The organism is Sphingomonas floccifaciens (genome assembly GCF_042681125.1).
GTDB classification, from domain to species: domain Bacteria; phylum Pseudomonadota; class Alphaproteobacteria; order Sphingomonadales; family Sphingomonadaceae; genus Sphingomonas; species Sphingomonas floccifaciens.
Genome location: NZ_JBHUFC010000003.1, coordinates 1,078,340 through 1,102,706, shown reverse-complemented (window position 1 = coordinate 1,102,706; position 24,367 = coordinate 1,078,340). Strand labels below are relative to the sequence as shown.

The 24,367-nt window shown below is 65.5% G+C and carries 1 protein-coding gene and 1 pseudogene; both read right to left on the bottom strand.

Features of this window, described 5'->3' with window-relative positions; genetic code table 11:
* Positions 1 to 151 precede the first annotated feature (151 nt).
* On the bottom strand, positions 152 to 13,159 hold the full coding sequence (locus ACFSC3_RS12155) for a beta strand repeat-containing protein (RefSeq protein WP_380940702.1): 13,008 nt from the start codon (positions 13,157 to 13,159) through the stop codon (positions 152 to 154).
* Between the two features lie 250 nt (positions 13,160 to 13,409).
* A pseudogene (locus tag ACFSC3_RS12150) lies at positions 13,410 to 24,155 on the bottom strand (YDG domain-containing protein); the annotation flags it as partial.
* Positions 24,156 to 24,367: the final 212 nt, after the last annotated feature.

Here is a 24,367-nt window from a genome sequence, read left to right as displayed (position 1 = left end):
ACCGTTGATCGCTTTCCACCGATCAGACGCTGCGACGCGTTTCACGCATCCTGCGACGTCCGAAACCGTCCCCGTCGATAGCCCCCGCCGCCGCCAGTCATCGCCCTTCGAGCGGGCCTGTTCCTAGCGGCGCGGGAGCTATTTCAACCGGTCAGGGCTGAAAGAACCGGATCGTCGGAGTGATGACCCTGTTCGTCGGGTAGGGCAGCGCGAAGCCCTTGGTCGGCACGCAATTGTCTTGGCTGTCCGACCCGGTAGCGCAGACCTGATCGACGTCCTTCCGTTCAGAGGTATCTCCCCCCTGCCCCTGACCGTCGCCACCTTGGGAACCGCCATTCTGGCCATTGCCGTTCTGGCCGTTGCCGTTGCCGTTGCCGTTCTGGCCATTGCCATTGCCGTTCTGGCCGTTATCGCTGCCGCTCTGGCCGGTGCCGCTGCCGCTCTGGCCGGTGCCGGTGCCGTTCTGGCTGTTGACGCCGCCCTTTCCAGAGGCGTTACCGCCCTGCCCCTGTGCGCTCCCGCTCTGGCCCAGCGTAGTTCCACCCGTGCCTTGCGCGTTACCGCTCTGGCCCGAAATGCTGCCACCCTGATTACCGGTACCAGCACCCTGGTACGAGGGCGATCCGATGCCCGCGGTTTGGCCTCCAGTTGCACCCTGGGTTCCGGTGCCTGCACCCTGGTACGACGTATAGGTCGAGCCGGTGCCCGAGATCTGACCTCCGGTCCCACCCCCGGTTCCGGTCCCGCCCTGCCCAAACGTCCCGGAGGAGCCGTTAAGCCACGAGTTCACGGAGGAACCGAACCCGCTCGTCGTATTCGGGTCGACGCGAACGATCGGGGGCAACTGATTTCCGAGAGTTCCAGCCTGCTCCCGAATTTCCTGCGTGACCGGACCGGTACCACCATTGTTGGAACCACCGCCAGCGTTGGTGCCGCCACCGGTGTTCGAGCCACCGCCGGTGTTCGAGCCACCACCGGTGTTCGAGCCACCGCCCGTGTTCGAGCCACCACCGGTGTTCGAGCCGCCGCCGGTGTTCGAGCCACCACCGGTGTTCGAGCCGCCGCCGGTGTTCGAGCCACCGCCCGTGTTCGAGCCGCCGCCCGTGTTCGAGCCACCACCGGTGTTCGAGCCGCCGCCGGTGTTCGAGCCGCCGCCGGTGTTCGAGCCACCGCCGGTGTTCGAGCCGCCGCCGGTGTTCGAGCCACCACCAGTGTTCGAGCCACCACCGGTGTTCGAGCCGCCGCCGGTGTTCGAGCCACCGCCCGTGTTCGAGCCGCCGCCGGTGTTCGAGCCACCGCCGGTGTTCGAGCCACCGCCGGTGCTGTCAGCGGTGATGCTCAGGACGCCGTTCACGAAAGTGACGGAGTAATTGGCACTTGGCGTCAGGTCACCGTGTCTGATGGTGTAGGCACCGGCCGTTTCCCCGGCATCGCGCATCGCCGCGCCGGTAAGGACGTCGCCTGCGACCAGGCCGGCGCCTCCCACCGTATAGCCGAACGAGGGATCGGCCTGGCCCATGACCTTCGACGCGTTCGCCATGATGACGACGATGTCACGCGGCGTGATGACGCCGACGTCCGCCGTGAACGTGCCGCCGGACATGGTATAGTTGCCCGCATCCGCGCCGTTCATGACGATGTCCGACACGGAAATTCGCTTGCCGGTACCGACATTACGATTGTCGTAGGTCGCACGTCCGCCCGATACGCCCACCAGGTCGCCCGCGATGATATCCTGGAGCGTGATGAACGGCAGTTCCGCGCCCGTGTTTCCGTCATAGGTCTTCGTGACGATACCGGACAGCTGAACCGAGATCTGCTTTTGCGCGATGGTGCCGGCGGCCCCGACCCTGGCGATATCATAGTTGAACCCGCCATTGCCGTCGCTAACCGTCCAGCCGGTCACGCCAACGGTGCGGTTGCCGGCGTTCTTGCTGTCATAGGCCTGCTCCGCCGTCGCGGTATCACCCGAGATCAGACCACTGATCTGGACGGTGCCCGAGGCGGTCACCGTGCCGTCATACACCTTGTCTCCGCCCGTTGCGACCAGCGTCAGTTGCGCCCGTCCGACGTTCGCGACGCCACGGACCGACTGATTGACCAGTTCGTAGTTGCCGAGCGTGTTGCCACTGAGCGCATAGCCCGTGAGGTCGACGCTCTTGCCGCTACCGGCATTGCGATCCGCCAGCGTGCCGGTGATGCCGGAGGTGTCGAGCACGACGCCGTCCGCGGCCATCATCGCCTGGGTCGCGGTATCGCCGTCCGCTGCGACGAACGTCAACGTTCCCAACTGCCTGTGATCCAGGAGCGTGCTACCGTCATAGGTCTTCACGCCACGACCCGAGCCGACGACCGCCACCGCCCGCGGCGTAATCGCGCCGACATCGGCCGCCGCGCTGTTCGACATCAGGACATAGTTGTCCGCATCCGCGCCCACCAGCGCCATGCCGGTGACGGTGACCCGCTTGCCGGTACCGACGTTGCGGTCGGCGTAGCTCGCCCCCGTCAGGGTGAGCGTCAGGGCATCGCCCGCGACCACGCCGTCGAGGTTGACCGGCAGCACGGTGGCGGCGGTCGTACCGTCGTACACCTTGCTGACCGTTCCGGTGAGCTGGCCCGTCAGCATCTTCTGCGTGATGGACCCGGCGGCGGCGATCCGCACGATGGCGTAGTTTCCGCCGTCGTTGCCGTCGTTGACGGTCCAGCTGTCGGCCAGGATCGTCCGGCTACCCGCATTCTTGCTGCTGAAGGCTTGGGTGGCGCTTGCCGTATCGTTGCCGATAAGCCCGCTGATCGCGACCTGACCGACCGAACCGGCGGTGCCGTCATAGACCTTGGCGTCCGCGGAGGCCGTCATGGTCAGCGTCGCCTTGGCGATGGTGGCGGTGCCGTTGGCGATGGCGCCGAGCACGTAGTTGTCCGCATCCGCACCCGCCAGCGTCAGCCCGCTGACGGCGACCGACTTGCCCACGCCGGCGTTGCGATCGACGAAGGCGAACGCCCCGGCGCCACTCGCGGTGACGCTGTCGCCAGCGAGCACCCCGGACAGGCCGGTGACGGTGCCGGTGGCAGCCGTCGTACCATCATAGACCTTGTTCGCGACGCTCGATGCGACTTGCAGTTCCCTGCGGTTGATGACGCCTGCGACCGAATTGCCGATGCTGACGACGTAGTTGTCGCCGCCATTGCCATCGGCGACCGACCAGCCACCGTCGACCGTCAGCAGGCGACTGCCGGCGTTCTTGCCGTCGAACGATTGGGTCGCGTTGACCACGTCGCCGGCGACCAGGCCGGTCGCCTGCACCCGCGCGGTCGAGGCGGTCGTGCCGTCATAGGCCTTGCTGTCGGCCACGGCGTTCAGCGCCAGGGCCTTGCGCGTGATCGTGCCCGTTCCGTTACCGGTCGTGTCCAGCACATAGTTGGCAGCATCCGTCCCGCCCAGCGTCGCGCCGGTGACATTGACCGCCTTGCCGACGCCGGCATTGCGATCGGCGAACGCCAGCGTGCCGCCCGACAGCGTGACCGTCTCGCCCGTCACCACATTCTGAAGTGCGCCGAAACTACCGGTCGCCGCGGTGGTGCCGTCATAGGTCTTGGTATCGACGGTGACCGTGGTGGTCAGCACGCGCTGCGTGATGGCACCCGTCGTGTCGACCAATGTCACCGCATAGTTGTTGCCGCCGTTCCCGTCGGTGATCGCGTAGCCCGAAGCGACCCGCAGCGTCCGCGCGCCGGCATTCTTGCCGTCGAAGAGCTGGCTGGCGGTGACGCTGTCGCCGGCGACCAGACCGTTCGCGAGAACGACGCCGGTCGAGGTGGTGGTCCCGTCATACTGACGGATATCGGTGACGGCGGTGAGTGCCAGCGCCGCCTTCGCGATCGACGCGGTCGTCGTGCTCGGCAGTGCGACGAGGTTGTAGTTCGCCGCGCTCAGGCCCGACAGCACGCCCGTGCCGAGATTGACCGTCTTGTTCGCGCCGGCATTCCGGTCGGCGAACGCCATTGCGACCGAAACCGACACGTCGTCCCCCGAGATGACGTTCTGCAACGGGCTGATGGTGCCGGTGGCGACCGTGGTGCCGTCATAGATCTTGTCATTGACGGAAACCGAGGTGGTCAGGTCGCGCTTGGCGATATCACCGGCGGCATCCCGGAGCGTCACGACATAGTTGCCGCCGCCATTGCCGTCGGAGACGGTGACGCCGCCGACCTGCAACAGGCGCGATCCGGCGTTGCGGCTGTCGAACGCCTGGGTCGCGGCGACCGTGTCGCCGGATACCAGGCCGGTGACGGCAACCGTCCCGCTGGAAACCGACGTGCCGTCGTACACCTTGCTGTCCGTGACGGCCGACAGCGTCAGCTGCGCCCGGGCCACGTCCGCGAGACCCATCGTCGTGGCGGAGGTCAGGACATAGTTGCCGAGCGAATTGCCGTCGAGCGCATAGCCCGTCAGCGTCACGCCCTTGCCTGTGCCGGCATTGCGATCGGCCAGCGCACCGGTGGCACCCGTAGCGTCGAGCGTCACACCGTCGGCAACCATCAGCGCCTGCGTCGCCGTATCGCCGTCCGCCGCGCGGAAGACCAGCGTGCCGAGCTGATTGCTGCCCAGCACGGCGGTGCCGTCATAGGTCTTCGCACCCAGGCCGGTCGTGCTGACGACGATCTGGCGTGCGGTGATCTCACCGACATTCGCCGAGGCGGACGTGCTCTGGAGCAAATAGTTGCCCGCATCCACGCCGTTCAGCGCGATGCCCGACACCGTCACCAGCTTATTCGTGCCGACGTTCTTGTCGGCGAAGTCCGCGCCGGTGGTCGTGACGGTCAGGACATCCCCGGCGATCACGCCCAGCAGGTTGGTCGGCAGCAGGGTCGCCGTCGTCGTTCCGTCATAGACCTTGGACACGGCACCCGAGAGCTGACCGCTCAGCAACTTCTTGGTGATGGTGCCGGCCGCATTGGCCTTCACCACCGAATAGTTGTTGCCACCGTTCCCGTCGTTGATCGTCCAGGCATTGGCGCTCAGCACGCGGTTACCCGCGTTCTTGGTGTCGAACGCCTGGGTGACGCCACTGATCGTGTCGCCGCCGACAAGGCCGCTGTCCGTCACCACGCCGCTCGACGACATGGTGCCGTCATATTCCTTGCTGTCCGCAACCGCGGTCAGCGTCAGCGTCGCCTTGGCGATGTCGGCGACACCCTGGGTCGTTGTGTTGGCGAGGACATAGTTGCCGAGGCCGTTGTTGGTCAGACCAAAGCCGGTCAGCGTCACGCTCTTGCCGTTGCCGGCATTGCGATCCGCCAGCGTGCCGGTGACGCCGCTCACATCCGCACTCACGCCATCGCTGGTGAGCAGGGCCTGCGTTGCGCTGTCCCCGCCTGCCAGCACGAAGCTGAGCGCGCCGAGTTGGGCGGCCGTCAGGTTGGTCGAACCGTCGTAGGTCCGGGCGGCAGCGCCCGTGGTGCTGGCCGTGATCTGACGGGCCAGGATCGTGCCGATCGCCGCCTGCGCCGACGTCGATTGCAGCGCATAGTTCGCCGCATCCGTCCCCGCCAGCGCCAGGCCGGACACCGTCACGGTCTTGCCCGTGCCGGCATTCTTGTCCGTATAGGTCGCGCCGGTGCTCGACACCGTCACCACGTCGCCGGCGATGATGCCGTCCACATTGGCCGCGTTCAGCGTCGCCGTGTCGGTGCCGTCATAGGTCTTGCTGACCGTTCCGACGAGCTGGCCGGTCAGCAGCTTCTGCGTGATCGAGCCGACGGCGTTGACCTTCACCACCGTGTAGTTGTTGCCGCCGTTGCCATCGGAGACCGTCCAGGCACTGGCGCTCAGCACGCGGCCGCCCGCATTCTTGCTGTCGAACGTCTGGGTGACATCGGCGATGGTGTCGCTTCCGACCAGGCCGCTGGCCGTAACGATCCCGCTCGACGATCGGGTCGCGTCATAGGTCTTGCTGTCCGCCGCCGCTGTCAGCGTCAGCGTCGCCTTGGCGATATCGGCGGTGCCATTCGCGATCGACGCGACCGTGTAGTTGCCGGCATCGGCCCCCGTCAGCGTGACACCGCTGACCGTGACCGTCTTTCCGGCACCCGCGTTGCGATCGACGAAGGCGAACGTGCCGGTGCCATCCGTCGTGACGCTGTTGCCGGAGATCACGCCGACCAGGCCGGTGATGGTTCCGGTCGCCACGGTGGTGCCGTCATAGGTCTTGTTGCTGACGGTCGCATTCGCCTGAATGGTCTTCGGCGTGATCGTGCCGGCCGCCGTGTTGCCGATGGTGACGGCATAGTTGTTGCCGCCGTTGCCATCCGCGATCGCCCAGCCGCCATCGACGGTCAGCGTGCGAGCGCCGGCATTCTTGCCGTCGAACGACTGGGTCGCGCTGACCACGTCGCCCGCGATCAGGCCGACCGACTGCACCAGCGCCGTGGAGGCGGCGGTGTTGTCATAGACCTTGGTATCGGCGACCGCGTTCAGGACCAGCGCCTTTTGCGTGATCGTGCCCGTCCCGTTGGCGATCGTGCTCAGCACGTAGTTCGCCGAATCGGCCCCGGCCAACGTGGCGCCGGAAACGGTGACGGTCTTGCCTGTCCCCGCATTGCGGTTGGCGAACGCCAGCGCACCCCCCGACAGCGTCACCGTCTCGTTCGACAGGACATTCTGCAGCGTACCGAACGTGCCGGTCGCCGCCGTCGTCCCATCATACTCCTTGGTGTCGACCGTGACCGCGGTGGTCACCACGCGCTGCGTGATCGCACCCGTGGCGTCGACCAAAGTCACCGCATAGTTGTTGCCACCATTGCCGTCGTTGACCGTGTATCCGGCGTCGACGCGCAGTGCCCGGCTACCGGCGTTCTTGTCGGCGAACGTCTGCGTCGCGGTGAAGCTGTCACCGGCCACCAGACCGAGGGCCCGGACCGCAGCGGACGAGTCCCTCGTGCCGTCATACTGACGGACATCGGTGGTCGCCGTCAGCGATAGGGCGGCCTTCGTGATCGACGCGGTCGCGGTGCTGGCGATCGGCAGCAAGGTGTAGTTGCCTGCGTCGGCGCCCGTCAGCGTGACACCGCTGATCGTGACCAGCTTGCTCGCACCGACGTTGCGATCGGCGAAGGTCATCGTCGCCGTGGCGTCGACGCTGTCGCCGGCGATAGCGTTCTGAAGCGTGCCGAACGTGCCGGTGGCGGCGCGCGTACCGTCATAGACCTTGTCGGCGACAATCACCGCCGCGGACAGTTCGCGCTTGGCGATCGTGCCCAGCGCATCCTGTAGCGTGACGATATAGTTGCCGCCGCCATTGCCGTCGGTGATGGCATAGTTGCTGACCTGCAGCACGCGATCACCGGCGTTGCGGCTGTCGAACGTCTGGACCGCCGTGGCGGTGTCGCTGCCGATCAGCCCGCTGATTACGACCGTGCCGGCCGAGGTACGCGTGCCTTCATAGGTCTTGCTGTCGCTGACCGCGCTCAGCGTCAGGGCCGCTCGTGCGACATTGGCCAGACCGCCGATGCTGTTGGTCGACAGCACATAGTTGCCGAGCGAATTGCCATCGAGCGTATAGCCCGTCAGCGTCACGCCCTTGCCGGTGCCGGCATTGCGATCGGCCAGCGCACCGGTGACGCCGGTAGCGTTGAGCGTCACGCCGTCGGCGGCCATCAACGTCTGCGTCGCCGTATCGCCGTCCGCCGCGCGGAAGACCAGCGTGCCGAGCTGGTTGGAGGCCAGCACGGCGGTGCCGTCATAGGTCTTCGCACCCAGGCCGGTCGTGCTGACGACGATCTGGCGTGCGGTGATCTCACCGACATTCGCGGACGTCGCGGTGCTTTGCAGCACGTAATTGTCCGCGTCCGCGCCGCTCAGCGACATGCCCGACACCGTAACCAGCTTGCCCGTGCCGACATTCTGGTCGGCATAGTTCGCACTGGTGGTGTTGACCGTCACCGCGTCACCCGCGACGACGCCCAACAGGTTCGTCGGCAGCAGCGTCGCGACCGTCGTACCGTCGTAGACCTTGGTCACGCTGCCGCTCAGCTGGCCAGTCAGCAGCCTCTGCCCGATCGACCCGGCCGCATAGACCTTGGTCACCACATAGTTGCCGCCGGCATTGCCGTCATTGAGCGTCCAGGCGTTCGCGCCCAGCAATCGGCTGCCCGCAGCCTTGCTGTCGAACGCCTGCGTCAGATCGCTGATCGTATCGCCGGTCACCAGGCCGGAGTAGGTGACCTGGCCCGTCGACGACGTGTTGCCGTCATAGACCTTGCTGTCGGTGACTGCGGTCAGCGTCAGCGTCGCCTTTGCGATGTTTGCCGTACCGGTCGACATCGAGGCAAGGCTGTAGTTGTCGGCGTCGGCGCCGGTCAGCGTCATGCCGCTGACCGTGACCGACTTGCCGTTGCCGGCGTTGCGGTCGACGAAGGCAAACACGCCGGTTCCGCCCAGGTTGACGGCGTCCGCACCGACCACGCCGGAGAGACCGGTCGCGGACCCAGTGGCGGCGGTAGTGCCGTCATAGGTCTTGTCGTCGACGGTCGCATTCGCCTGAAGAACCTTCTTCGTGATCGTGCCGAAGGCGGTGCTGCCGATCGTGACGACATAGTTGTTGCCGCCGTTGCCGTCCGCGATCGCCCAGCCGCCATCGACGGCCAGCGTGTGATCCCCCGCCGTCTTGGCATCGAACGACTGGGTCGCGCTGACCACGTCGCCCGCGATCAGGCCGACCGCCTGCACCTGCGCCGTGGAGGCGGTCAGGCCGTCATAGACCTTCGTGTCGGCGACCGCGTTCAGGACGACCGCCTTCTGCGTGATCGTGCCAGTGCCGCTGCCGACCGAGCTCAGGACGTAATTGGCAGCGTCGGTTCCAGCCAGCGTGGCGCCGGAAATATTGACCGCCTTGCCCGTCCCCGCATTGCGGTTGACAAAGGCCAGCGTGCCGCCCGACAGCGTGACCGTCTCGCCGGTCACGACGTTCTGCAACGACCCGAACGTGCCGGTCGCCGCCGTGGTGCCGTCATATTCCTTGGTATCGACGGTGATCGAAGTGGTCAGCACACGCTGCGTGATGGCGCCGGTGGCCCCCACCAGCGTGACCACATAGTTGTTGCCACCGTTGCCGTCGTTGACCGTATAGCCGGCATCGACGCTGAGCGCGCGGCTGCCGACGTTCTTGTCGGCGAACGACTGGGTCGCCGTGAAGCTGTCGCTGCCGATCAGCCCCGTTCCCGTCACGACACCGGTCGATGTCCGCAAGCCGTCATACTGGCGCACATCGGTCACCGCCGTCAGCGCCAGCGACGCCTTGGTGATGTTCGCGACGCTGTCGGCGATGCTCGTCAGCGTGTAATTGGCGGCATCGGAACCGCCCAGGATGATGTTGGACGCCGTGACGGTCTTGCCGTTCCCCGCATGGCGATCGGCGAAGGACAGGTCGGCGGTGACGCCAACACTATCGCCCACGACCTTGTTCTGCAGAGCCCCGAAGACGCCGGTCGCCGCGATCGTACCGTCATAGACCTTGTTGTTGGCGGTCACGGTGACGCTCAGCTGGCGCTGCAAGATCGTGCCCGAACCGTCGACCCGCTGGACGATGTAGTTCGCCCCACCGTTCCCGTCGTCGAGGGTGTAGCTGGTCACCTGCAGCGCGCGGCTGCCGGCGTTGCGGTTGGAGAACACCTGGGTCGCGTCGGCGACGGTGTCGCCGGTCTGCAGGCCCGTGACGGCGACCGTACCGGTCGAGACAATCGAACCGTCATAGGTCTTGTTTTCGTTCGCAGCCGTCAGGACCAGCGTCGCACGACCGATATTCGCAAGGCCGCCGACCGTGCCGGAGGCCAGCACATAATTGCCGAGCGTGTTGCCGTTCAGCGTATAGCCCGACAGGGTCATGCCCTTGCCGGTGCCGGCGTTGCGATCGGCCAGCGTCCCCGTGATGGCCGCGGTGTCGAGGGTGACCCCATCCGCACTCATCAGCGTCTGGGTCGCCGTATCCCCGCTCGCCGCGGTGAAGACCAGCGCGCCGAGCTGGCTCGCGCTCAGCGTGGTGGTGCCATCATAGGTCCGCGAACCCCGGCCCGACACGTCGATCGTGACCGTCCGCGCCAGGATCGTACCGGTGTTCGCCGACGCCGCATTGGTGCTCAGCGCGTAGTTGGCCGCATCCGTGCCGCTCAGGCTCATGCCCGAGATGGTGACAGCCTTGTTGGTCCCGGCATTCTTGTCCGAATAGCTCGCGCCGGTGCTCGACACCGTGACGTCGTCGCCACGAACGACACCGTCAAGCGACGCATTCGTCAAGGTGGCGGTGTCCGTGCCGTCGTACACCTTGCTGAAGGTGCCGCTGATCTGGCCCGTCAGGACCTTTTGCGTGATCGTGCCGGCCGCATCGACCTTGGTGACGGTATAGTTGCCGCCGCCATTGCCGTCCGTGATCGTCCAGCTGTTCGCGCTGAGATCGCGGTTGCCCGCGTTCTTGCTGGCGAAGGCTTGCGTCGCCTCTGCGGTATCGCCGGCGACCAGCCCGCCGATCGTGACCACGCCGGCCGACTCACGCGTTCCGTCATAGGTCTTGCTGTCGGCGCTCGCCGTCAGCGTCAGCACCGCCTTGGTAACGTCGGCGGAGCCCAGGACCGTGCTGTTGCCGAGGCTGTAATTGCCCGCGGCGTCGTTGGTCAGCACATAGCCCGAAAGGGTAACGCTCTTGCCGTCGCCCGCGTTGCGGTTGCCCAGCACGCCCGTCACGCCGGACGTCCCGACCTGCACGTTATCCTGCGTCAGCAGGGCCTGGGTCGCGGTATCGCCATCGGCCAGAACGAAGCCGAGCGTACCCAGCTGCGCTGCCGTGATGCTGTTCAGACCGTCATAGGTCTTGGCAGCGCTGCCGCTCGTGGTGACGGCGACCTGTCGTGCGAGAATGGTGCCGATAGCGGCCGATGCCGTCGTCGACTGCAGCGCATAATTGCCCGCATCGGCGCCGCCAAGCGTCATGCCCGACGCCGTCACCGTCTTGTTCGTACCGCGGTCCTTGTCGGCATAGAGCGCACTGGTTGCCGACACGGTGACCACGTCACCGGCAATGATGCCGTCGAGGTTGGTCCCCGCCAGCACAGCCGTATCCGTGCCGTCGTAGACCTTGCTGATCGTACCCGTCAGCTGGCCCGTGATGGACTTTTGCGAGATCGATCCGACCGCGTCGGACTTGGTGACGAGGTAATTGCCGCCGCCGTTGCCGTCGCTGATCGTCCAGCTATCCGCGCTCAGCGCCTGCGAGCCGGCGTTCTTGGTCGCGAAGGCCTGGGTCGCGGTGGCGGTGTCGCCCCCCACCAGGCCCGTCACCGTCACGGTTCCGTTCGACGTGCGCGTACCGTCATAGACCTTGCTGTCGGCACTCGCGGTCAGGGTCAGCGACGCCTTCGTGATGTTCGCGGACCCGCTGGCCGTCGCGCCCAGCTGGTAATTGTCCGAATCCGTGCCCGAAAGCGTGAGACCGCCGACCGTGACGGCCTTGCCGTTCCCGGCATCGCGGTTGAGGAAGGCGAGGACGCCGGTGGACAGGTCGACCGAGACCGTGTCGCCGGTCACGACACCGGTCAGGCCGTTGATCGTACCGCTCGCGGTGGTCGTGCCGTCGTAGACCTTGTCGTTGGCGGTCACGTCGGCGCTCAGCACCTTCTTCGTGATCGTACCGACAGCCGTCGCGCCGAGGGTCACCACATAGTTGGCGCCGCCATTGCCGTCGGCGACCGAATAGGTGTCGACCTGAAGCGTGCGGCTGCCCGCAGTCTTCGCATCGAACGCCTGCGTCGCGATCACCGCGTCGCCCGTCACGAGCCCGACGGTCTGAACGGTCCCGGCCGAACGGCTGTTTCCGTCATAGGTCTTGGTATCGGCGACGGCGCTCAGCGTCAGGGCCTTGGCCGTGATCGCGCCGGTCCCGGTGCCCAGGCTGCTCAGCACATAGTTGGCAGCGTCCGTCCCGCTTAGGACCGCGCCGGTGATGGCGACGGTCTTGCCGGTACCGACGTTGCGATCGGCGAAATTGAGCGTGCCGCCCGACAGCGTGACCGTGTCGTTCGTCACGACGTTGCTCAGACTGCCGAAGGTGCCCGTGGCAGCCGTCGTGCCGTCATATTCCTTGGTATCGACCGTGACGGTCGTCGTCAGCACGCGCTTGGAGATCAGGCCTGCCGCGGTCTGGAGCGTGACGGCATAATTGTTGCCGCCATTGCCATCGTCGATGACATAACCCGAATTGACGCGAAGCGTCCGGGCGCCGGCATCCTTGAGGTCGAACGATTGGGTCGCACTCGCGCTGTCGCTGCCGATCAGCCCCACTGCGGTCACCAGCCCGATCGAGTCGGTCGAACCGTCATACTGACGACCATCGGTCGACGCCCGAAGAGTCAGCGCGGCCTTCGTGATATCGGCGATCCCGTCGGCGATCGTCGCCAACGAGTAGTTCCGCATGTCCGAACCGGTCAGGCTTGCATTCGTCGCCGTCACCGCCTTGGCCGTGCCGGCATTGCGCGTGTCGAAATTGAGCGTGGCGGTGACACCGACCGAGTCGCCGGTCACCACATTGCTGAGCGCTGCGAAGGTTCCGGTCGCCGTGGTCGTGCCGTCATAAACCTTGTTGTTGGCGGTCATGACCGTCGAGACGGTCCGCTTCGCGATGGTGCCGGTCCCGTTGACGGCGGTCACCGCATAGTTGGCCCCGCCGTTGCCATCGCTGATGGTATAGCCATCGATGACCAGGGCGCGGGTACCGGCGTCCTTGTTGTCGAAACGCTGGGTGGCCGTCACGCTGTCGCCGGTCACCAGGCCGGCAATGCTCACCGTACCGACCGACGCGGTCGTGCCGTCATAGGTCCGGCTGTCGTTTGCCGCCGTCAGCGTCAGCGCGGCCCGCGCGACATCCGCCAGACCCGTCACTGCGTTCGACGTCAGCACATAATTGCCGGCGCTGTTGTTGCTCAGCGAATAGCCCGACAGGGTGACACCCTTGGCCGTGCCCGCATTGGCATCCGCCAGCACGCCCGTGACGCCGGTGGTCAGAAGCGAGACATTGTCCGCAGACAACAGCGCCTGGGTCGCCGCATCGCCGTCCGCCGCGGTGAAGACGAGCGAACCGAGCTGGCTCGCGCTCAGGGGTCGTCGTGCGATCATAGGTCTTCGCGCCGAGACCCGAGACGCCGACCATCACCGAACGCGCGATGATCGCGCCGATATCGGCCGAGGCGGTGGTCGACAGAAGGCTGTAGTTGGCGGCATCCGTCCCGCCCAGGCTCATGCCCGTCAGGGTCACCGTCTTGTCGGTGCCGGCATTCTTGTCCGAGAAGGTGGCACTGGTGCTCGACAGTGTGACGAGATCGCCGCGCACGACGCCCGTCAGGTTCGCTCCGCTGACCGTCGCGCTATCCGTCCCGTCGTAGATCTTGCTGACCGTGCCGGTGAGTGCGCCGGTCAGTTCCTTGCGCGAGATCGTGCCGGTGCCGTCGACGAGCGTGACCACATAGTTGCCGCCGCCATTGCCGTCGTCGATCGTGTAGTTCCCGACCTTCAGCGCGCGGCTGCCCGCATTCTTGTTCGCGAACGCCTGAACCGACGATGCGAGCGTATCGCCCGTGATCAGTCCGGTCGCCGTGACCGTTCCGGTCGAGTCGGTCGTTCCGTCATAGATCTTGCTGTCGTCGGCCGCGGTCAGCGTCACCGCCGCGCGGCTGATGGTCGCGACCCCGTTCGTGATCGTGGTGAGGTTGTAATTGCTCGCATTGTTGCCGGACAGGGTCCAGCCGCTGGCCGTCACCGCCTTGCCCGCACCGGCATTCCGGTCGAGGAACGCAAGCTGCCCGCCCGTTCCATGCACGTCGTCGGTCAGGATGGTATTGGCCAGCGTGATCGACCCGGTGGCGCCGGTGGTTCGATCATAGATCTTGTCGTCGGCGTTGACGGTCGCGGTGATATCGCGCTTCGAGATCGTCCCCGTAACTGCGGTACCGGAATTGGTCGAAACGGTATAGTTTCCGCCGCCGGCTCCATCGGAGATATTGTATCCCGTGACCGTCACGACATGCGAACCCGCATCGCTGCTGGCGAAGACCTGGGTGGCGGTCACGGTGTCGCCCGCGATCAGGCCTACTGTCTGGACCGTCTTCGACGAACTGTTGGTTCCGTCGTATACCTTGGTGTCCGTGACGGGATTGAGCTTCAGTTCCGCACGGGAAATGTTCCCGATGAAGCCCGACGCCGTCGTCGCCAGCGTGTAGTTGCGCGCATCCGCCCCGGTCAGCGAGATGCCGGAAACGCTGATCCCCTTGCCGGAGCCGGCGTTCTTGTTGGCGAAGACCGCGGTCCCCGCCGCCAAGGTCGCTGCGTCGCCGGTCACCACGCCCGTCAGGGCATAGTTGGCGGACGTCAGCGCCGCCGTCGTCGTGCCATCATAGACCTTGCTGACGCTGCCGGTCAGCGCGAGCGACAGGGCCTTCGCCGTGATCGTGCCCGTCCCGGTCAGCGTCGTTGCCGACAGCGCGTAGTTCGCCGCGTCGGCGCCCGTCAGGCTGAGGCCGCTGACCGTCACCGACTTGCCGGTGCCGGCGTTCTTGTCGACAAAGGTGGCGGTGGCGCTGGTGCCCAGGTCGACGGTATCGCTGCCGATCCTGCCGGACATGGAAATGTCGCCCGCCGCCAGTGTCACCGTCCGCAAGCCGTCATAGGTCTTGTTCAGGCTCGCCAGGCCGACCGTCAGCGTCTTGGCCGTGATCGTGCCGATGTTGCCCGACACGCTGGAGACGATCGAATAGTTCGCCGCGTCGGTACCAGTCAGGGTCAGACCCGTGGCGGTGACCGTCTTGCCGGTGCCGGCGTTCTTGTCGGCATACGACGCCGATCCCGCGCTCAGCGTGACCGTGTCGCTGCCGACTTTGCCGGACAGGTTGTAGTTCGATGCCGACAGGGTAGCGGTCGCCAACCCGTCATAGGTCTTGGACGCCGTGCCGGTCAGGGCCAGCGTCAACGCCTTCGCAGTGATGACGCCGTTGGTCGCGGTCAGCGAATTCGCGACGGTGTAGTTGCCCGCATCCGTTCCCGACAGGACGATGCCGCTGACCGTCACAGTCTTGTTGGTGCCGGCATTCTTGTTCGCATAGCTCGCGGATGCGCCCGATCCGGTCGTGACGGTGTCGGAACCGATAACGCCGGTCAGCGAGAAATCGCCGGCCGCCAGATTGGCCACGGTGGAGCCGTCATAGGTCTTGCTGAAGCTGCTGCTGACGCTCGCCGTCAGCGTCTTGGCCGTGATCGTGCCTTGGCCACTAACCGAAGTCGACGCTAAAATATAATTCGCCGCATCTGCACCCGATAAGGTGAGGCCGCTGACTGTAACTGCCTTCCCCGTACCGACGTTCTTGTCGGCATAGACTGCAGTTCCGCCACTTGGCCCCAAGGCGGCGACCACATCACTATTGACCACGCCAGTGAGCGTGACGCCACTTGTACCAATTGTTACCGTCGTACCGCCGTCATATGTCTTTGTCGTAGACACGGCCAGGCTAGCTGTCAGCGTCTTGGCCGTGATCGTGCCGATGTTGCCCGACACGCTGGAGACGACCGAATAGTTGGCCGCATCCGCACCGGTCAGAGTCAGACCCGTGGCGGTGACCGCCTTGCCGGTGCCGGCATTCTTGTCGTTATACGCCGCCGAACCCACGCCCAGCGCGACCGCGTCGCTGCCGACGATGCCCGACAGGCTGTAGTTCGCAGACGTCAGGCTCGCCGTCGCCGACCCGTCATAGGTCTTGGACAGGGTGCCGGTCAGCCCGAGCGTCAGCGCCTTGGCGGTAATCGTGCCGTTGGTCGCGGTCAGCGAATTCGACACCGTATAGTTGGCGAAATCCGTTCCGGTCAGCGTAATACCAGCAATATCGACCCGCTTTTGGGTGCCGACATTCTTGTTCGCGTAGGTAGCGACTGCGCCCGAACTGACCGAGACGGTGTCGCCAGTGACGACGCCGGTAAGTCCGATGCTATTTGAAGGGAGGGTGAAAAGTGTCGACCCGTCGTAGGTCTTGCTGAAAATTGGGCCGACGCTCGCCGTCAGCGTCTTGGCGGTGATGACGCCGACCTGGGCCGAGACGCTCGACGCCACGGTGTAGTTGGCGGCGTCGGCGCCAGTCAGCGACAGACCGGTGACGGTGACCGTCTTGGCGACACCGGCGTTCTTGGTGTCATACGCTCCGGTCCCGCCGGTCAGCGACACGGTATCGCTGCCGATGACGCCGGTCAGCTGGAAATTGGCGGATGTGACCGTGGCCGTCGTTCCACCGTCATAGACCTTGCTGATCAGGCCGTTGAACCCGGAGCTCAGCACCTTCGGCGTGATCGTGCCGATCGCGCCGGTGATCGTGTCGTTCGCGACCTGGTAGCCGTAGATGCGGACGCTACCGTTGCGCGTGACCAGCGACACGTCCTTGGCGGTTATCGTCTTGCCGGTCCCGACGTTCTTCGTATCGAAGGTCGCGGTCGAATAGGCGGTCGCCGTGTCGCCGTTGAGCAGCCCGGTGTAGCTGTAATTGGCCTGCGCCAGGTTGGCGACGTCCGTGGCGTCGTAATCGCGCGAGAAGGTGCCGGTCAGCGACACCGTCACGCTGGGCGAGATCGAATAGAGCAATCCGTTGCCGGTCTGCGACGCAGGCCGGTTGGCGCCGTAGGCCGCGCCATATTGGATGAAGTTCTTCGCCAGCCCGCCGACGGTGTCGAGCGCCGGATCCTGCGACCACACCAGCCAGCGCCCCGCCGGCGCCGACAGCGCCGCGGCGCCGCCGTTGTTGATGAACTTGGTCGCGGTCACGAGCTGCAGCGGCGCGATCGAATCGGTGCCGGTCGCCTTAAGCGTGGCGTTGGCGTTGATCGTCAGGTCGCTGGTCGTGCGCAGCGTCGCGGTGCCGAATTCGTTGGTCCCGCTGAAGTTGAGCGAGCCGTTGCTGAGCAACGACATGGTGTTCGACACCTTCAGGGTGTCGATTTCGGCGATCTGGTTGCCCGATCGCGTCAGCAGAACGTCCTTCGCCTCGCCCGTCAGCTTCAGCGCGTTCAGGTCGACCGACTGGGTGACGACCGCCGGTCCTGCGAACACCACCGTCTTCGCGGTCATCCCGCCGCCGCCGCCATCGGCCAGCGTCAGGATCGCGCTCGACCCCAGGGTGATCGACCGCGCGAAACTGTTGTAGCCGCTGACCGACTTGAACGTCAGCGAGGTCGCGTTGCTGTCACCGAACTGAACGACCGAAGGCCCTCCGGTCGCGGTGCTCGTGATGGCGTTGGTCGCGGCCAGGATATCGGCGTCGACCGTCAGCGACCCGTTCAGCAGCGAGGTGAACAGCAGCTTGCCGGTCGTCTTGAACGCCGCGACGTTGCTGCCGCTGCGCAGCACCATCTTGTTGGCGGTGAGCGTCACGGCACCGGTGGTCGTGCTGTCGCCGATCGCGAAGGCGGCGTCGCCCGTCGTGGTGATGCCGGTATAGCCCTCGCCGGTCAGGTCGATCTTGCCCGTGGTGACGATCGACGACGGCACCGACGCTGTGCTGGTCAGCACGATGCCGCTGGTCGTCGTATCCGATAGATTCTTGGTGCGGCCATAGCCGGCGAAGGTCTGGCCGCTGATCTTGCCCAGGACCGACACGCCGTTGGTGCCAACACCGCGCAACGACACGTCGGTACCGGCACTGACGATCGGCGTCGAAACGGTCGACGTGATCCTTACCCCGTCACCGCCGGTCGATGTGCCGAAGATGTTTACGGCATTCGAAGTGGACTTGGCCAGCGAACCACCGACAAGGGCGACGCCATATCCAGCAGTTTGCGAATAGCCATAAATATTAACGCTGCCCGACGCGGCCGTCAGGCTGTTATTCCCAGCGATTGCCACGCCAGAATAGTTATTGGTCCCGCCGGTACCGCCAAGACCATAGATGTTCAGGTTGCCAGTGCCGGTAACCTGATAATTTCCGACCGCGCTGAACCCGGCATTGCCCGGATTATAGCCATAAATGGTGATACTGCCGCCGCCGGCGTTCAGATACTGGCCATCGGCGCTGACGATCGTCCCCTGCGCGGTCAGCGTATCGACGAAGTTCGACGACGCGGCGGTCGGATCGTTCGGCGTCACGAGATCGGCCGAACCACCACGGATCGTGATGTTGCCGCCGGCGGTCGTGACCTGCTTCGCGATCGTGACGGTACCCGACGCCGCGCCAGCCGCCCTGCTCTTGAAGATGACGTTCAAGGCACCGGCGGTGCTCTTGATCGTATTGTCATATGTCGTCGACGTACCAGTGGACACGTTTCCGTCGGACGCGAGCGTCAGGGTCGACGCACCCGTTGCAGTCTCCTTCAGAATTGTCGGTATGACGAGGTTCGAAACACTCTTGAGCGATATGTCACCCGCGCCCTGGGTCTTGATCGTGCTGATCGCTGCCGAACCTTGCGACGCTATGGTCGTCAAATCCTTGGTTGACAGCGATACACTCCGCAAAGTCATCGCCGAGCCGGACTTTACGGAATTTTCACCGCTTGCCCCGTTTTGAATAATGTCTCGTGCAGATAAAGGACCCGCCGCATCGACACTGATCTTGCCACCGGTGATAAGATCGAAGTCCGCAACAATGCCAATGCCTGATTTAACAGTTAAATCTGATGAGGCTGAAACAGTCGATTTTAAAGTTAAGTCGCCGTTTCCGCCTATTATGGACAGCTTTCCATTCGACTGCGTAACATTTCCGCCAATATATAAACTAGAACCGCTCTTTATCGTCGAATCGGTACCCAAGCCGGAACCGGCGGACTGCTCGATAGAGCCTTTTATATCTACGGTTTTTGCACCATCGATCGTGATAATCCCATCGGATTTCAACTTCGTGGCGGCGTTGGTCATGAGGATCGAATTATTCGCGTTCTTACCCGTGATGGTAAGCCCGCCCTTGCCGGCATTCACCGTCAGCTTTCCGCTGAAATACGTGTCGTACGCATAACCATCACCCTCGATGGTCATTTCCGGCGTGGCGCTGGCAGACGTCGACGTCAGGTTGACGTCTCCCGATCCATAAAAATTGAGAGCGACGGCGGTGCCTCCCCGCGTCGATCCGATCAGCTTCAGTCCGCCAGACCCTGTCAGGTTCAGGGTCGACGACGAATTCGACCGGATACCGTCCCCGCTCGTCGAATTACCGGTAAACCACAGGACACCATCGGACTTGTACGTTCCGCTCCCCAGTTCGAAACCGATCCCGCTGGTCGAGGTGCCGGTCAGCGTGACATTGCCGGTGCTCGTCGCGGCACTCGACGTGTTGAACTGCGCCCCGTCGGCCGTCCGCACGCCCGCCCTGCTGGACGAGGTTCCGGTCAGGTCGATGGTGGCGGCATTACTCGTATTCAGCACAGTGTTGCTGACAAGGACGCCTTCGCTGGTCCCCCCCTCGCCCTTGATCAGGATGTTGCCCGACCCGCCCGTGGTATCGATGGCGTAATTGACGATTACGCCGCTGCTTCCGCTCTTGCCATAAAGGGAAACCTTGCCGCCGGCGGTCGTGATGTTGCTTCCGGTAACGATTCCGTACGATGTGGATGCGCCGATCGCGAACATATCGTCGGTCTGGCTGATCAATCCGCCGCGGATCAGTACATCGCCACCGCGGGTCGTGATGGCATCGCCTACGCCGACATTGCCGATGCCGGTGCCGCCGGTGGCACTGGCGCGGCTGTTCAGCGTCACGTTCAATGCCCCGGCGGTGGACTGAATCGCTCCCACTGCCGTCACGCTACCGTCCGACTTGACGGTCAGAGTCGACGCGCCCGTGCCGGATTTCGTGATCGCGAAAATATTGAGGTCGGCTACGGCGGTGAGCTTGATGTCGCCGGTACCCGACGACGTATTGATGGTATTGAGTTGCAGCGTACCCTTCGACGCGACCGTGATGGCACCGCCGTTCGATGTGGTGACGTCGATCGTCCCGATCGTGACGTCCTTGCTCCCGTCGACCTTGACCGTCGTGGTCGCCTTCAGCGCCCCGGTCTTGAGATTCTGCGGATTGGTCGACCGGATGGCCGACACGTCGATGGCACCGGCCTTCGCCGTCAGGTCGAGGACGTCCACGCCCAGCGGCGCCTTGACCGTCAGCGACTTCTGCGCGGTGATCGCGCCGGTCGCCGACAGGCTGCCCGCCGCATCGACCGTCAGCGCGTCGGCGCCCTCGGTCGTGGTCGTGCCGTAGAGGAAGATGGCGCCATCGGACTGGATCGTCGACGCCCCGCCGGCCGTCTGTATGATATTGCCCCGGTGCTGGAGCGAGGCGGAGGTATTGAAGGTGATCGCGCCGGCGGAGGTGATCGAATGGGCGCCGCTGTTGGGCGTGAACGTCCTGTAGCCGAAACCGCCCGATCCGGTCCCGGTCGTCGTGACCTTCAACCCGCCCGTGCCGGCGTTGATCGTCAGGGCGCCGGCGTTGGTGGAATCGCCGACGATGAAGCCCAGGTAGTCGCTCTGCGCCGTGATATTCATCAGCGGCGTCTTCGCTGCGTCGGTCGACGTCGACGTCAGGTTGACCGCACCGCGGCCGGCGAACCAGATGCCGGTGTTAGTCGTCGACCCCGACGTCAACGGCCCCAGCACCTTGCCGGTCAGGGTCAGCCCGCCCTTGCCGGTGATGTTCGTCGTGTCGTTCGTGTTGCGCAGGATGCCGCCGCCGGTCGTCGACGTACCGATGAACTCGACGAGCCCGTCCGAACTGTACGTGCCGGCATACATGCCGATGCCCAGCCCGCTGGTCGACGTGCCGGTGAAGCTCAGCGTGCCCGCGCCCGTCGTGCTGATCGCGGCTGCGAACGGGAAATCGATGCCGGTGCCGCCGGTCGACACACCCGTGAAGGTCATCGTCCCGCTGCCGCTGGTCGTGATCGAGGTGCTCGACAGGTTGATGCCGGTGCCGGTGGACGACTTGCCGTCCAGCAGGATGTTGCCGCCCCCGGCCTCGATGATCGAGCTGATGTTGACGCCGACGGAGTCGTCGCCCGAACCATAGATGGACACGTTGCCACCCGTGGTCGTGATCTTGCCGCTGGTGCCGATCGCGGTCGAATTGTGCCGCGCGTACATGTCGTCGCCGCTGCCACCGCGCAGGATGACGTTGCCGCCCCCCGTGGTGATCGCGCCGCTGGCGTTGATGAAGCCGATGCCCGTATTCGCCGCGGCGCTGGCGCGGCTGTTCAGCGTGACGTTCAGCGAACCACCGGTGCTGACGATCGCATTCGGCATCGTGATGCTGCCGTCGGACTTGACGGTCAGCGTCGACACGTTCGGCGACACCGTTCCCGTGATCGTCTTCGAAATCGCCGCCAGGCTGATATCGCTGACCGCAGTCAGATCGATGTTACCGGTCTTCGACCCCGTGGTGATCGCCTGCGTGCTCAGACCCGCCTTCGAATTAAGCGTGATCTTGCCGAAGCTTGTGAATATCGAATCGTTCGTCGGGCTGACCGTGATCGTGCCGGTCGTGATGCCGCCGGTCGACTTGACCTCCAGATCGCCCGCGGACGACAGGTTCCCCGTCGCGATCGCGCTGTTGGCGGTGCCGGGCACGTTGGAGATAGTCAGCTTGCCGGTCGAGGTCACCGCGCCGTCGGTCAGGTCGATGGCGCCCGTCCCGGAGAAGCCCAGGTTGCTGGAACCCGATCCGCTCTGGACGAACGATCCCCAGCGGATTCCGCCCGCCGTCGTGCTGATCGAACTGTCGCCGGCGCCCGTCTGGGTCGTCGTCGCGCGCATCCAGATGTCGCCGGTGCCGGTCGCCGTGATCCCGCCCTTCGAGCCGATGACCGTCCCCAGGCCATAGGTCGACATGGCGCTCGCCCCGGCGGTACCGGTTCCGTCTAGCACGAGGCCACCGGTGCCGGCGTCGATGTTCAGCGAGGAATCGCCGGCCGAGCTGCCGAACACCATCGCGCCGCGGGTGTAGGTCACGCCGTTCTGATTACCGGTCAGCGCGCCGCCCTGCGCGACCAGCTTGACCATGCCGGTGCCGCTCTTCAGCTTGTAGGTGCCCGGCCCTTCGGACAGGATGCCGTGCAGCGACGCGGTGCTGCTGGTGCTCTTGCCCGTGATGGTCAAAGCCGCCCCGGCGTCGAAGGTGGTCGCCAGCGTGCTGCTGCGGTAGAAGCCGATGCTCGTCTGCGACGTGCCGGTCAGTTCCAGGTCGCCGCCGGTCGACACGAACTTTCCGCCGCGGACATAGACGCCGATCTCGCTGGTCGACGTGCCCTTCAGGGTCAGCTTGCCGGTGCCGGTCCCGATGACCGCATCGGTCGACGATGTCGACGCGACGTCGATGCCGCGCCCGCTGGTCGAGGTGCCGTCGAGGGTCAGCGTGCCCGTGCCGCTGGTCAGGATGCCGGTCGTCGCGGTGACGTCGATCGCCGTCGCCGACGTCGAGACACCCTTCATCGACAGGTTGCCGCCGCCGGCATCGACCTTCGCGTTGACGGTGATACCCGCCGCCGCGCCGCCGGTGCCGATGATGTTGATCGCGCCGCCGCCGGTGCTGATCGCGGCCCCGATCGTGACGCCGGCGGTGCTTCCCGCCCCGATCGCCTCGCCGCTCGCTCCGGCGCCGCCGCCGATCAGCAGGCCACCGCCCAGGGTCGTGATCGCCGCGTTGACGTTGACGACACCGACCGCACCGCCCGAAGCACGGCTGTTGAGCACGACGCCCAGCGCGCCGGTCGTCGACGAGATCGTGCTGCCGACGGTGATGTTCCGATCCGCCAGCAACGACAGGACCGCCGCCCCGCCCGCCGTCTTCGAAATCGCGCCGCTGACCGTGATGTCGCCCGCGCCACCGCCCGTACTGTTGGTCGTGACCGTGACGCTGGTACCCGCGTTCAGGCTGGTGTTGATCGCGCCGACATTCACTACGGAGCTGGCACTATTGGTCGGCGTAAACGTATTCGGCGACCCACCGTTGAAGCTTCCGTTGCTCGTGGTGCCCGTGCTGATCGTGATATCGCTCGGATCGAGCAGCCATTCGCCCGCGCGGCCGGTTCCGGCCGCCGCGTTGACGAAGCCCTGCGCCATCAGCAGGCCCTTCGACGACGTTTCGACGCGACCGCCGTCGGTCGCGCCGCCGGCGTCGATAGTGCCCAGGAAATTGGTGTAGTCGTCCGACCACAGCACGGCCTTGCCGCCCGCGCCGGCGCTGCCCGACACGTCGATCTTCGCCGTGTCCGCCATCACCACCGCGTTCGCGCGCGCGATGTCGTGGTCCGCGATGCGCAGGTCCGCGGCGGCGCCGCCCTGCCAGTCGCCGCCGACCAGCACGGTGCCGCCGCTCGTGCCCGACGCGTCCAGCGACGCGCCGCTGTCGAGCAGGACGTTCTTCGCCGTCGCCTCGATCGCGCCGCCCGCGCCGTCCGCCTTGCGCGCGGTCAGCGTGCCGGAAATGCGCGCCTCGCCACCCTCGGCGGTCAGGAAGATGCGGCCATCCTTCCTGGACACACCTTGGGCGTTGATCACGCCGCCGGTGTTGCCGGCGAGCGCATAGATGTTGCCGCCCTGCGCGCGCAGTTCGGCTTCGGCTGCGGTGATCGCACCCAGGTTGGTGGCCGACGTGCCCGCGCCGCCGACGACGACGGAGAACTTGCCGTTCGACTGCGACTGGTCGCGCAGCAGCACCTGATAGCCCACGAGCAGGCCGGCGCTGCCCTTGGCCGCGCTGATCTCGCCCTCGTTCGTCACCTTCGCCGCGACCAGCGCGACGTCGCCGCCCAGGCTGCCGATCTTGCCGTAGTTGACGATCGGCGCTTCGCTCGCCCCGGCCAGCGCCAGGTCGCCGCCGGCCAGAAACTTGGCGTTGTCCAGGTCCTGGGTCGAACCGACGAAACGGCCGCCGACGTCGATCACGCCGGTCTTGCCGACGACGATCCCGTTCCGATTGATGAGGTAGACGGAGCCCTCACCCTTCATCAGCCCGTCGATCACGCTGGCGGAGGTGCCCTTCACGCGATTGAGGGTCGCACCGTCCTTGCCGTTCTCGAACGACACGGTCGCCCCCTTGGCGATCGAGAAGCCGTCCCAGTCGATGATCGCCTTGTCGGTCGCCTGACGGACGGTCAGATCCATTCCACTTGATTGTACCGTAGCCCGCCCAGCAACAACCTGACCGCCGCTGGGCAAGGACTGCGCGAACGCAGGTACGCTCAAAGGCACCAGCCCAGCCAGCGACAGACCGAAAATCGGTGCCGAGGCGAAGAACTTCAGGCGGGCGCGTGAACGAACGATCATGTAATTATCCAGTGCAAACAACGCGGTGGTCGCCATTCCGTTGGCGACCA

Bases quoted from the DNA above. Each gene is read 5' to 3' on its own strand.
- ACFSC3_RS12155 (WP_380940702.1), bottom strand. From the start codon at position 13,159: ATGATCGCACGACGACCCCTGAGCGCGAGCCAGCTCGGTTCGCTCGTC.